At 72.7% G+C, this 12,631-nt stretch carries 11 protein-coding genes; 6 read left to right on the top strand and 5 right to left on the bottom strand.

All coding sequences use genetic code 11. The annotated features are described in order from the left end of the window. Both VQ03_RS03180 and VQ03_RS03175 read right to left on the bottom strand, forming a co-directional pair. Window positions 1–453 (bottom strand): isochorismatase family protein (locus tag VQ03_RS03180; protein ID WP_048449412.1); only part of this gene is annotated, 453 nt, incomplete at its 3' end. 59 nt (window positions 454–512) lie between these two features. After that, window positions 513–1,487 (bottom strand): quinone oxidoreductase family protein, encoded by a 975-nt coding sequence (locus VQ03_RS03175; protein WP_048449411.1) that lies wholly within the window; start codon window positions 1,485–1,487, stop codon window positions 513–515. Between the two features lie 132 nt (window positions 1,488–1,619). Between VQ03_RS03175 and VQ03_RS03170 the strand changes: the two genes are divergently transcribed. Next, a complete protein-coding gene (locus tag VQ03_RS03170) occupies window positions 1,620–2,831 on the top strand; it encodes a UbiH/UbiF family hydroxylase (RefSeq protein ID WP_048449410.1) in 1,212 nt (403 codons plus the stop codon). 9 nt (window positions 2,832–2,840) lie between these two features. On the opposite strand, the gene VQ03_RS03165 is transcribed toward VQ03_RS03170, so the two are convergent. Further along, complete coding sequence (locus tag VQ03_RS03165) at window positions 2,841–4,073, bottom strand: patatin-like phospholipase family protein (protein ID WP_048449409.1); 1,233 nt, start codon at window positions 4,071–4,073, stop codon at window positions 2,841–2,843. Window positions 4,074–4,573: 500 nt separating this feature from the next. On the opposite strand from VQ03_RS03165, the gene VQ03_RS03160 reads away from it, so the two are divergent. From VQ03_RS03160 to VQ03_RS03150, 3 genes are all read left to right on the top strand, one after another. Further along, window positions 4,574–5,629, top strand: a complete 1,056-nt coding sequence (locus tag VQ03_RS03160) for an HpcH/HpaI aldolase/citrate lyase family protein (protein WP_048449408.1) — start codon at window positions 4,574–4,576, stop codon at window positions 5,627–5,629. A gap of 125 nt (window positions 5,630–5,754) precedes the next feature. After that, on the top strand, window positions 5,755–6,123 hold the full coding sequence (hspQ, locus tag VQ03_RS03155; protein WP_048449414.1) for a heat shock protein HspQ: 369 nt from the start codon (window positions 5,755–5,757) through the stop codon (window positions 6,121–6,123). Window positions 6,124–6,458: 335 nt separating this feature from the next. After that, window positions 6,459–7,268, top strand: coding sequence for a class I SAM-dependent methyltransferase (locus VQ03_RS03150; RefSeq protein WP_048449407.1), 810 nt, complete (start codon window positions 6,459–6,461; stop codon window positions 7,266–7,268). A 185-nt stretch (window positions 7,269–7,453) separates the two neighbouring features. Here VQ03_RS03150 and VQ03_RS03145 read toward each other — a convergent pair whose 3' ends face one another. Next, window positions 7,454–8,206, bottom strand: a complete 753-nt coding sequence (locus tag VQ03_RS03145; RefSeq protein WP_048449406.1) for an invasion associated locus B family protein — start codon at window positions 8,204–8,206, stop codon at window positions 7,454–7,456. A gap of 242 nt (window positions 8,207–8,448) precedes the next feature. On the opposite strand from VQ03_RS03145, the gene VQ03_RS03140 reads away from it, so the two are divergent. Together VQ03_RS03140 and VQ03_RS03135 are read left to right on the top strand one after the other, a co-directional pair. Next, window positions 8,449–9,849 (top strand): AMP-binding protein, encoded by a 1,401-nt coding sequence (locus VQ03_RS03140; protein ID WP_245291941.1) that lies wholly within the window; start codon window positions 8,449–8,451, stop codon window positions 9,847–9,849. A gap of 195 nt (window positions 9,850–10,044) precedes the next feature. Next, entirely contained in the window at window positions 10,045–10,389 is a 345-nt protein-coding gene (locus VQ03_RS03135) for a response regulator (protein WP_048449405.1), read from the top strand. A 127-nt stretch (window positions 10,390–10,516) separates the two neighbouring features. On the opposite strand, the gene recG is transcribed toward VQ03_RS03135, so the two are convergent. Further along, window positions 10,517–12,631 carry an ATP-dependent DNA helicase RecG gene (recG, locus tag VQ03_RS03130; protein ID WP_048449404.1) on the bottom strand — a complete coding sequence of 705 codons (2,115 nt, stop codon included), beginning with the start codon at window positions 12,629–12,631 and terminating at the stop codon, window positions 10,517–10,519.

Genomic DNA, 12,631 nt, shown 5'->3' with positions numbered 1-12,631 from the left:
GACCCGGGTGAAGCCGCGCTCGCGCAGATAGCCGGCGAGTCCGGTCGAGGTGGTGCGGTCGGCCTCGCGGAAGGCCGAGTAGCTGTCGATGCCCGGCCGGTAGCCCTTGCGGATCACCAGCTGGGCGTGGGGCAGGTCGAGGCCGGGCGACAGCTCCGCGCCGGGGGTGCCCTGCACGCAATGCTCCGGCCACAGAACCTGATCGCCGTAGGGCAGCGTCACGGTCTCGAAGGGGTGCCGACCCGGATGGCTCGCGGCGAAGGAGGCGTGGCCCGCCGGGTGCCAATCCTGGGTCAGGGCGACGTGCCGGAAGCGGCGGGCGAGCGCGTTGATCGGCGCGATCACCGCGTCGCCGTCCGGCACCGCCAGCGCGCCGCCGGGCAGGAAATCGGCCTGGACGTCGATGACGAGGAGCAGGTCGGTCTCGGTCGCGCGCAGGGCGTAGGAGGTCATCGCGTCGGGGTCTCCGCCCATCCGGGACGAGTCGCCCCGGATGTCGCCGCGTCAGCCTATCAGGGATGCATCACCGTCGCACCGGTCGTCTGGCGCCCGGCGAGGTCGGCATGGACCTTCGGGGCGTCGGCGAGCTTCGCCCGGGTATGGACCGGGATCTTCACCGCGCCGCTCCGCACCACCTCGAACAGGTCGGCGGCCATCTCCTCCAGCACCGCCCGGTCGGCGGTGTGGGTGAACAGGGTCGGCCGCGTGGCGTAGAGGGAGCCCTTCTGGGCCAGCAGGTTGATGTCGAACTGCGTGACCGGGCCCGAGGCGCTGCCGAAATTCACGAAATATCCGAAGGGCCTGAGGCAATCGAGCGAGGCCGGGAAGGTCGCCTGGCCGACGCCGTCATAGACGACCTGGCAGCCCTTGCCGCCGGTGATCTCCTTGACCCGAGCGGCGAAATCCTCGTCCCGGTACAGGATGACGTGGTCGCAGCCGTGCTCGCGGGCGAGCGCCACCTTGTCCGGCGAGCCGACGGTGCCGATCACCGTGGCGCCGAGGTGCTTGGCCCATTGCGTCGCGATCAGCCCGACGCCGCCGGCGGCGGCGTGGAACAGGATCGTGTCGCCGGGCTGCACCTTGTAGGTCCGGCGCAGCAGGTACTGGGTGGTGAGGCCCTTCAGCATCATCGCGGCGCCGGTGTCGTCGTCGATGCCGTCGGGCAGGCGCACCACCGACTTGGCGTCGATCACCACCTCCTCGGCATAGGTGCCGGAGGCCGAGCCGTAGGCGACCCGGTCGCCGGGGGAGAAGCCGGTGACGCCCTCGCCGACCGCCACCACTTTGCCGGCGCCCTCGTTGCCGGGGGTGAAGGGGAGCTGGGGCGCCTTGTAGAGGCCGGAGCGGAAGTAGATGTCGATGAAGTTGACGCCGATCGCGCTCTGGCGCACCCGGATCTGGCCCGGCCCGGGATCGCCGACCGCGACGTCCTCGTAGCGCATCACCTCGGGGCCGCCGTATTCGTGAATCCGGATCGCCTTGGGCATCGTTCGCTCCCACCTTAGGTCTTGGTTTGCGGCCGGGATCATAGGTGCCGGGGCGCCTGCGGCAATGGCCGCGATGGCGGACCGGCCCCGCGTGACCCAGATCACCCGCACGCTTGTTCGAGGACCCGTGTCGTGAGCCAGACAGCCGAGCCGAAGTCCGAAGGGCCCCTCTACGACGTGGCGGTGGTCGGCGCCGGCGCGGTCGGCCTCGCCGCGGCCCTGGCGCTCGCCCGCGACGGGGTGCGCACGGTGCTGATCGGCCGCCACGCCCCCGTGGCCGATGGGCGCACCGTGGCGTTGCTCGACGGCTCGGTGCGGCTCCTGCGGGCGCTCGGCGCCTGGAAGGGCCTGGAGCCCCAGGCCGCGCCCTTGTCCGAGATGCACCTGATCGACGACACCGGCAGCCTGTTCCGCCCGCCGCCGGCCCGCTTCGTCGCCCGCGAGATCGGCCTCGACGCCTTCGGCTGGAACATCGAGAACCGGCGCCTGGTCGAGGCCCTGCGCGCCCGCGCCCGTGAGGTTCCGGAGCTGGCGCTGATCGAGCACGACGCCGCCGGCCGCACCCTGGCCGGGGACCGGGCCGTGCTGGCGCTGGAGGGCGGCGGCAGCGTCGCGGCCCGCCTCGTCGTCGCGGCCGATGGCGGCGGCTCGCCCTTGCGCGAGGCGGCGGGCCTCGCGGCGCGGCGCTGGACCTACCCGCAGAAGGCGCTGACCACGATCCTCGCCCATGCGGGCGACCACCGCGAGGTCTCGACCGAGTTCCACACCCGCGAGGGGCCCTTCACCCTGGTGCCGCTGCCGGGCGGGCGCCGCTCCAGCCTGGTCTGGGTCTCGGCGGAAGCGCGGGCGGAGGCCCTGAGCGCCCTCGACGACGACGCGCTCGCCCGGGCGATCGAGCGGCAGGCGCAGTCGATGCTGGGCGCCATGCGGATCGACGGGCCGCGGGGCCTGGTGCCGATGCGCGGCCTGTCGGTGCCGCGGCCGGTCGGGCCGCGCCTCGCGCTGGTCGGCGAGGCCGCCCACGTCTTCCCGCCGATCGGAGCGCAGGGGCTGAATCTCGGGCTTCGCGACGCCGCGGCCTTGCGCGACGCCGTGGCGGGGGCGCGCGATGCCGGGGCCGATTCGGTGCTGGCCGGCTTCGCCCGCGGCCGGGCCCTCGACGCCCGCCTGCGCACCGGTGCGGTCGACACCCTCAACCGCAGCCTGCTCACCGCCTTCCTGCCCAGCGACTTCGCCCGGGGGGCGGGGCTGCTCGCCCTCTCGACCATCGCGCCGTTGCGCCGCCTGGTGATGCGCGAGGGCGTGACCCCGCGGCTGGGGACGCCGACGCTGATGCGAGGGTGACGGATCGCGTCACGGCGCGGTGCTGGCGCGGCGCCCCGTCGCGCTGGTGACCATGCTGTCGGGCGACCAGTCGAAGGCCGTGCCGGCTTTGCCCAGCCGCTCGCCGTGGGCGAACAGGGCCCGCATGTAGCCCTGCTCGAACGGTGCCTGCGAGGTCTGCGAAAAGCGCTCGTCGATGGTGGCGACGTGGAGCGGGAGACCGGTGCGCGCCGCGAAGCCCTTCGTCACCGCGATGGCGCCGCCGGTCTGGGCCTTGATCATCGCCGAGAGCGAGCGGCCGAGGATGCTCAGCATCGAGCGCTGGGCGACCTGGAAGTCCGGCGCCTGCGAGGTGTTGACGACGACGTAGACGGCCGGCGCCGGCAGCCGGTTCTCCTCGGCGGGGATGCCCGCGATCGGCGCGAGCAGCATGCGGCCGGGGGCGACGAAGAACGGCGCCGTGGCGCCGCCATCGGCGTGCATCTCCTGGAAGCGCCGGGCCTTGGGGCCGACGGAATCGATCATCACCGGCGGGAAGATGCCGGGGATCGCCGCGGAGGCCAGCATCACCTCGCGGAACAGCTTGAGCCCGGCGGGTCCGCCGACGGCCGCGATGGCGCCCATGTCCCACAGGGTCGGACGCAGGGAATCGAGCTCGGTGGTGACGACGAGGAGGCGGCGGCCCTTGCGGTGCTCCGCCGCCACCGCCTCCAGGAGCGCCGGCGTGACGCTGCGCTCGATGCCGCGCTTGAGCGGCCAGGTATCGGTGAGGCTCTCCGGGCCGCCGCCGAACTCGAACACGTCCGCGGCGGAGGTCTCCGTGTAGGCCTTCTCCAGGGCCTCGTCCTGCGACGCGCCGACGAAGGCGAAGGGGGCGATGAGCGCGCCGGTCGAGACGCCGGTGACGACGCCGAAATCCGGCCGCGTGCCGGCGCGGGTCCAGCCCTTCAGCAGGCCGGCCGCGAAGGCGCCGTTCTCGCCGCCGCCGGAGAGGGCGAGCCAGGGCGCGCGCGAGGCCATCGGCGCATTGTCGAGGAAGGCCCGGAACGCCGCCGGGTCGTCGCCGGCCAGCCGCACGGACGCCGGCAGCCCCTCCGGGCGCGCCGCGGCGAGGTCCTGCGCCGTGAAGCTCGCCCGCACCGTCGAGCGCTGCCGGTCGGCCACCGTGCCGGCCTCGGCACGGCCCGATCCCGCGACCGTGCCGAAGGCGAGCATCATCATCGCGGCGCCGGCAAACCCGCGCCGATTCATCTCTCGGGACATGGATTCTGTCCTCCGCCGCCCGCCTCGCCCGGTGAACGCTACGGTGAGGCTTACGTTCCCTGCTGCATGTGCGAAAGAACACGTGTGCGCAGGATTCTCGTGCCCCATTTGTCAGATCATGGGGCGAGGGAGCCGGATACCCGCCAGTCCGGCCGCCGCACCACCCGGTCTCTGTTGTTCCGTCGCCGGTATCCGGAGACTAATCCTCGATCGAAAATCCACAAGTCGACATGCGGTGACTTGGGGTGGTGCCCTCGAGACAGGTCGCGGCGCGATTCGGGCGTAGCCCGGCCGCGCGATCCGCCGAAAGCATGAGGCCGCCCCGGTCGAAGGCGGGCCGCCGCCGCGCGGCCCGTCGGTCCCGTCGCCGATCGCACGACCGAGGGCACGACCATCTGCCGAGGCGCGGCCCCTTTACGCCCGAGCCGCCCCTGCTCTAACCCTCCGTCACGGCGAGGAACCCGCGACGCGGGGCCCGCCGGAGGTTGGAGGATCCGCCCATGAAACTGCCGCGCCGCTTCTTCCAGCCCCTGGCCTCCGGGGCGCCGGCCCCGTTCCGCGAGCTGCCGGTGCGGCTGGAGCGCATGATCCACTTCGTGCCGCCGCACAACGACAAGGTCCGGGCCCGGGTGCCGGAACTCGCGGCCCAGGTCGACGTGGTGCTGGGCAACCTCGAGGACGCGGTCCCGGCCGACCAGAAGCTGAATGCCCGGAAAGGGTTCATCGCCCTGGCGCGGGACACGGACTTCGCCCGCCACGGCACCGGCCTGTGGACCCGGGTCAACGCCCTCAACAGCCCCTGGCTGCTCGACGACCTGATCGAGATCGTGGCGCAAGTCGGCGACAAGCTCGACGTCGTGATGGTGCCGAAGGTCGAGGGCCCTTGGGACATCCACTACGTCGACCAACTCCTCGCGCAGCTCGAGGCCCGGGCCGGCGTCACGAAGCCGATCCTGGTCCATGCCATCCTGGAGACCGCCGAGGGCGTGGCGAATGTCGATGCCATCGCCTGCGCCTCGCCGCGCATGCACGGGATGAGCCTCGGCCCGGCCGACCTCGCGGCCTCGCGCGGCATGAAGACCACCCGGGTCGGCGGCGGCCACCCCGATTACAAGGTCATCGCCGACCCGACCCCCGGCTCCGCCGAGCGGGCGAGCGTGCAGCAGGACCTCTGGCACTACACCATCGCCCGCATGGTCGATGCCTGCCAGGCCAACGGCATCAAGGCGTTCTACGGCCCGTTCGGCGATTTCTCCGACGCGGCCGCCTGCGAGGTGCAGTTCCGCAACGCCTTCCTGATGGGCTGCGCCGGGGCCTGGACCCTGCATCCGAGCCAGGTCGCGATCGCCAAGAGCGTCTTCGCGCCCGATCCGGCCGAGGTCGCCTTCGCCAAGCGCATCCTGGAGGCGATGCCCGACGGCACCGGCGCGGTGATGCTCGACGGCAAGATGCAGGACGACGCCACCTGGAAGCAGGCCAGCGTGATCGTGAACCTCGCGCGGCTGGTGGCGGCCAAGGATCCCGACCTCGCCCGCGCCTACGGCCTCGACGCGTAAGGGCTCCCGGCATCGTGAGGGCCCGGGGGCGGGCCTCTGCGCCGCGTGCAGGCCTCGCACCGGTGCAATCCCGCCCCCGTCATCCTATGTTGACGCTCATGCCCCTCGGACAGACCTTCTCCGCCATGCCCTCCCCGCAGCCCGCCGCGGCCGCGCCGTCCGGTGCGGTCATCCGCCTCGCCAAGTTCAATATCGGCGACGTGGTGCGCCACCGGATCTACCCGTTCCGCGGCATCATCTTCGACGTCGACCCGGTCTTCGCCAACACCGAGGAATGGTGGCAGGCGATCCCCGAGGAGGTGCGGCCGTCCAAGGACCAGCCGTTCTACCACCTGCTCGCCGAGAACCAGGACACCGAGTACGTCGCCTACGTCTCGGAGCAGAACCTGGTGCCGGACCATTCCGGCGAAGCCCTGCGCCATGCCCGCATCGCCGAGATGTTCGAGCGCGATGCCGACGGGGGCTACCGCATGCGGGCCGACGCGGCGAATTGAGGCCGCGCGGCGCCCGCTCCCGGGCCTCCCCGCGAGACGCATTCCGAGACGCATTCCATGACACGGGCCGGAGACGCGGGCCGGGCGGCGTCGCCCGGCCCGCGTCGCGTTTCTGGCTCCGAGGCCGCCCCGGGACCAGGGTCGGCCGCTCCGGCCGGCTCGATGCCGGAGCAACTTATGTGAACGAAGATCGGTCGCTTTGTCATAGACTGTCTCCAGTCCTGCAAGATGGCCAGTCTTGGTGGCCAGTCTTGCAGGCATTCGACTGTCTATCACCCATCGCGGCGATCGGCCGATCGCCGGAGCGGTGCTTCCTGCGCGAACGGGAGGTGGTCATGAGCAGCGGGATCCAACCGCACAACGCCAGGCCGGCCGACATCTGGAACTCCGGAGGCGGCCGCTACGAGGAGATCAGCCGGGGGATCGCCGACAGCATCGCGCATTGCGTGCTGCGCCTGGACCCGCGGCCGGGCGAGCGGATCCTCGACCTCGCCACCGGGACCGGCTGGACCTCGCGCCTGGTCGCCCGCAGCGGGGCGGAGGTCGTGGGCGTCGATCTCGGCGCCGACCTAATCGCCTTCGCGGCCGGGCGGGCCCAGGCCGAGGGTCTCGCCATCGCCTACCGGGTCGGCGATGCCGAGAGCCTGCCCTTCGACGACGGCGCCTTCGACGCGGTGATCTCGACCTGCGGCGTGATGTTCGCCAGCCGTCCGGAGGATGCGGCGGCGGAACTGGCGCGGGTCTGCCGCCGGGGCGGGCGCATCGCGCTGACCACCTGGACGCCGGACGGCGCCGTGTTCGAGATGTTCCGGGTGATGAAGGCCTACATGCCGCCGCCGCCCGCGCCGGCCCCGCCTTCGCCCTTCGAGTGGGGCCGCACCGAGCGGATCACGGAGCTTCTGGGCCGCGACTTCGACCTCGCCTTCGAGAAGGGCGTCTCGTTCTACCGCGAGCCGAGCCCGGAGGCGGCCTGGGAGACCTTCTCCACCGGTTACGGGCCGACCAAGGCCCTGGCCGCGAGCCTGGACGAGGAGCGCCGCGCCGCCCTGCGCCGCGACTTCATCGCCTTCCACGCGCGGTTCGCGACCCCGCTCGGCATCTGCGTGCCCCGCGAATACTGGGTGACCCGCGGCCTGCGGCGGTGAGGTCCCGGCCGGAATCCCAACCATGCGGAGCGCCCCGGCATCGAGGCATCGATGCCGGGGCGCTCCGATCTCGGCCGGTTCGAGCCCCGCGCCCCGGTCGAGGCGCGGGGGCCGTCCCCTGCGACGCTGCTTGGCGCCTTGCCTGAGGTCTTGCTCGGCCGGAAGGTCTTACTTGGCCGAAAGTCTTACTTGGCCGGAGTCGCCGCCGGAGCCGCGGCGCCGCCCTTCTGCTCGAGCTGCTTGCGCATTTCCTCGCTGCGCTTCTCCAGCTCGGCCTGGAGCTTCTTCTGCTGCTCCTCGAGCACCTTCGGGTCGATCGGGGCGCCGTCGAAGGCCTTGCCGAAGCCGGCCAGCGGCACCGCGAAGGTGACCTCGCGCTGCATCTGGTTCTGCACGCTGACGTTCAGGGTCGTGCCCTTCTTCATCGCGGCGACGACCTCGTCCTTCAGGCCCGGGGCCTCGGCGAAGCAGCCGTTCGGGAAGCAGACGGCGTAGCGGCCGGGGGTCGGCTGGCCGTTATCGACGGTGAAGCGGATGCCGGGCTGCAGCAGCAGGCCGAGCGGCATCAGGAAGCGCACCACCTTGGCGCCCTGCGGGCCCTTCATGTCGTAGACCGCCACCGCGAGGACCGCCTGGCCCTGGTCGGAGACGAAGTCGCGGGTGGTGTAGCAGACCTCGTTGCCGCTGCCCTGGTCCTTGCCGCAGACCTTGGTCCAGTCGGTCTGGGACGGCTCCGGCTTCACCTGCACCACCATCGGGCCGGTCTGCTGCTGGCCCTGCGCGGCCGGGGCGGCCTGCTGGGCGGGAGCCGGCGCGGGGGCGGCCGGCTTCTTGGGCTGGGCGAGCGCCGGGGCGGCCGCGAGACCGAGCCCGAGGCCGGCCAGGGCGAAGGCGATGGCGGCCTGGTTCGGGCGCGCGGGACGATTCGCGAAGAACATCAGGAGTGGACCCCTCAAACGGCAGGACGTCGGTGGCCGGTGGCGCAGGGACCCGCGGGGCGGGTGCGCCGACAGCAGGCGGAAAGCGGCCGAAGGGCTCCGCCCGGCCTCCGGGGCGCCTGCTTTCCCCCGGATTGAGGCGAAGGCAAGGCCTCGGCCGCCGACCGAAAGGCCCCTTAGCCGATCCCTTCGCCGACCGCGAGAGGCCCGTAAGCTTAAAACGCCCTTAACCATATGCCGGCATGGTGCCCGATGCGGCGGGGGCGGACGGGATGACGGCGGTGGCGGCTCAGGCGACGATGAGACGAGACGACGCGTCGTCCCTGGGCCTCGTGGTGCCCCCGGGCGGCCCGGCGCCGGCGCTCCCCCAATCCTCGATGGGGCTGGGCGCCCTTCTGGCCGCCGTCGCCGACCGGCATCCCGCCCGCGTCGCGCTCATCGACCAGGCGAGCAAGCCCTCCTGGTGCGGCCGCCCCGCCATCGCCTGGACCTACGCCGCCGCCCGCGAGATCGTCGCCCGGCTCGCGGAAGGATTGCAGCAGCTGCGGCTGCCGCCGCGGAGCCCCGTCGGCCTGTGCATGGCCGGCATGGCCGAGGCGCATCTCGCCTTCCTGGCGATCGAGCAGGCCGGCCACATCCCCTGCCCGCTGCCGGTCACCTGGGACGAGGACCGCCTGCTCCAGGCCATCGAGGCGGCGCAGATCCTCGCGGTCCTGACCCAGGGCGTGCTCGGGACCGAGCGGCCGGCGGAGAAGCTCTGCCGGGTCGCGATGCGCTACTTCCCCCTGCGCTTCATCGCCGCCTTCGGGCCGCACGTGCCGGACGGGGTGATCGGCCTCGACCAGGTCGTTCTCGACCACCGGGGCGACGCCGCCTCGCTCGGCACCGGGCCGGCCGCCGGCCTCATCACCTTCGCGTTTCCGGGTCTCTCGCCGGTGCCCGCGCCCCTGCGCGCCGCCGGCCCCCCGCCCGAGCCCGAGGGCGCTCCCCTGCCGGTGCGGCGCGAGGCCGAGGCGCTGACGGCCGCCGCCGCGGGCTGCCTGGTGCCGATGCGGGTCGAGCCGGGCGAGCGGATCCTCAGCCTCCTGCCACCGGGCGACCTCAAGGGCCTCGCCACCGGGCTCACCGCCGCGCTGCTCGCCGGGGCCACCCTCGAATGCCACCCGGTCTTCGATGCGAGCGCCCTCTCGGCCGCCCTCGACCAGCCGGTGCCGACCCACCTCGTGGCGCCGGCCTGGATGGAAGCGGGCTTCTCCCGCACCACCGTGCCGGGCCGCCTGCGCACCCTCGCCTACGTCCACCGGGCTCCCTGCCGCCTCAGCGCCCGCCTGCCCGGCCGGGCCGGCGTGGTCGACATCGTGGCCTTCGACGAGGTCGCCCTGCTCTGCGGCCGGCGCGACGCCCAGGATGTCGGCCTGGTGCTGGCGGCCCCCGAACGGGCCGCCCTGGCCACCGATCGCGGCGGCCTGATCCAGCTTCGCCGCGATCCGGACGGGCGCCTGGGCTTCCGCGGGCCGGCCTGCGCCGCCCGCATGTTGCGCCGCGGCATCACCGTGGACGAAAATCCGGACGGATGGATGGCGTCCCGCTTCCGGGCCTCGCTCTTCGCCGGCGTCGCCACCGGGGTCGCGGAGATCCAGTAGCGCGCCGGCAAATTTTTCACCCCCATCATCCCCGCGAAAACACCTTTCGCAGCAGTCGTTTGACGGCTCTCCACCGGGTCCGGGCCGGGGCTGCCCGGCGGTTCCCGCCCTGCGAGGATGGTGAACTTTCGTCGGCTCACGGCGTTACTGCCCCGGTGCCTTCACGAGAGGCACGCGATCGGCTAACGCTTGACCATGGGTGCGCTGCAAAAAGTTCTCGTCGTCGACGACGGCCACCGCGCCGTCGACCGGGCCCTCTCCGCCGAGCTGGCCGAGCTGGGATATGCCAGCGTCACCGCCTCCCTGGAGGCGGCCGACGACGTGCTGGCGATGATGCCGCGTCCGGCGGCGGTGCTGCTGCACGTTCCGCCCCGCGATACCGGCGGCGCGTTCCGGATGCTGTCGGAGCGCCTGCGCGAGCAGATGCGCGGCGCCGGCGTCCCGGTGATCGAGGTCGACGCCGCCGGCCAGCAGACCGGCTCGCCGGTCGACCTGCAGAGCCGCATCGGTACGCGGGTGCTGAACGAGCCGGAATTCTGAGGATCTGCCGGGGTACCATAGGATCATCTCTCCGCGACCTCATCCTGGGGTGCCGCGCGGCTGCACCCCAGGATGAGGTCGCGTCTGGGACGCATCAGGTTTCCGGTTCCACAGGCTCGCGATCGTCTTACCCTGCCTGCAGCAGCTTCACCGCCGCGTCGCGCTCGAACAGGTAGAGCAGCGCCCGCAACGCCTCGCCCCGCTCCGACTTGAGCCCCGGATCGCGCTCGACGATCAGTCGTGCGTCGTCCCGCGCCGCGACGATCAGGTCGCCGTCCGCCTCCGGCCGGGCGAGCCGGAAGGCGGCCAGCCCCGACTGGCGGGTGCCCAGCACCTCGCCCTCCCCGCGCAGGCGCAGGTCTTCCTCGGCGATACGGAAGCCGTCCTCGGTCTCGCGCATCATCTCGAGCCGGGCGCGGGAGACCTGGCCGAGCGGTCCCTTGAACAGCAGGAGGCAGGTCGAGGCGCCGGAGCCCCGCCCGACCCGGCCGCGCAGCTGGTGCAACTGCGCCAGGCCGAAGCGCTCGGCATGCTCGATCACCATGACGGTGGCCTGCGGCACGTCCACGCCGACCTCCACCACGGTGGTCGAGACCAGGATCTTGGTGTCGCCGGCCGCGAAGCGCTCCATCGCCTCGTCCTTGTCCTTGCCCGGCATCTTGCCGTGGACGAGGCCGACCGCGTCGCCGAAGCGCTCGCGCAACGCGGAAAACCGCTCCTCGGCGGCGGCGAGGTCGACATATTCGGATTCGGCGACGAGCGGGCAGATCCAGTAGACCCGGTCGCCCTTGGCCAGCGCCCGCTCCAGGCCGAGCGTCACCTCCTCGATCCGGTCGGTCGAGACCAGCACCGTCTTGATCGGCTGGCGGCCGGCCGGCTTCTCGTCGAGGACCGAGACCTCCATATCGCCGAAGTAAGTGAGCGCCAGGGTGCGGGGAATCGGCGTTGCGGTCATCACCAGGATGTCGACCGCCTCCCCCTTCCCCCCCAGCGCCAGGCGCTGGTGCACGCCGAAGCGGTGCTGCTCGTCCACCACGGCGAGGCCGAGGTCGTGGAAGGCGACGTCGTCCTGGAACAGGGCATGGGTGCCGACGACGATGTGGATCGATCCGTCGGCGAGGCCGGCGAGCGTCGCCCGGCGCTCCGCCGCCCGGTCGCGGCCGGTCAGCAGCGCCAGCTTGAGCCCCGCCTGCTCCACCATCGGGCGCAGGCGCTCGGCATGCTGGCGGGCCAGGATCTCGGTCGGCGCCATCATCGCCGCCTGGCGCCCGGCCTCGATCGCGGAGGCCATGGCGAGCAAGGCCACAGCGGTCTTGCCCGAGCCGACATCGCCCTGGAGCAGCCGCAGCATGCGCCGGTCGGAGCCCATGTCGCCGCGGATCTCAGCGAGCGCCCGCGTCTGCGCGCCGGTGAGCCCGAACGGGAGCGCCGCCTCGATCCGCCGCGACAGGGCCCCGTCGCCGACATTGGTGCGGCCGGGCGGGCGGTGCATCCGGCTGCGCACCAGCGCCAGCGCCAGTTGCGAGGCGAGCAATTCGTCATAGGCGAGGCGGCGCCGGGCCGGGGTCTTCAGGTCTTCCTCGGTCTCGGCGGCCTCGGCCGGGCGGTGCTCGGTGCGCAAAGCGTCGGCGAAGGCCGGCCAGCCCTGGCGGTCGAGAAAGGCCCGGTCCTGCCATTCGGGCAGGGTCGGCAGCCGGTCGAGGGCGGCCACCGCCAGCTTGCCGATCGCCCGCGAGGTCAGCCCTTCCGTGGCGCCGTAGATCGGTTCCACCGCCGGCAGGTCGGCCAGTCCCTTCTCGTCGAGGATGCGCGAGGGGTGGACCATCTGGCGGAAGCCGTCCCACAGCTCGATCCGGCCGGAGACGTAGCGGTGGCTGCCGAGCGGCAGCATCTTCTCGATGCGGGCGCGCGGCAGGTTGAAGAACACCAGGGTGATGTCGCCGGTCTGGTCCTCGACCAGCACCCGGAACGGCTTTCGCCCGCCCAATGTCTGCGGCGGGCGGTGGGCCACCACCGTGACCCCGAGCGTCACCGGCTCGCCGGGCGGCGCCTCGGCGATCGAGCCGCGCAGCTGCCGGGCGATGCCGCGCTGCGGCAGGTGAAACAGGAGATCGACCACCCGGGCCGGGCGCTCCGGCGTGCCGACGAGCTTGTCGATCAGCACGGCGACCTTGGGGCCGGCCCCCGGCAGCACGGTCGCGGGGGCGAAGAGGGGATCGAGCAGGGAGGGACGCAGCGACAT

It is taken from the genome of Methylobacterium tarhaniae (assembly GCF_001043955.1).
Classification (GTDB): domain Bacteria; phylum Pseudomonadota; class Alphaproteobacteria; order Rhizobiales; family Beijerinckiaceae; genus Methylobacterium; species Methylobacterium tarhaniae.
The sequence above is the reverse complement of the archived record's forward strand: the minus strand, read 5'-3'. Positions and strand labels throughout refer to the sequence as shown.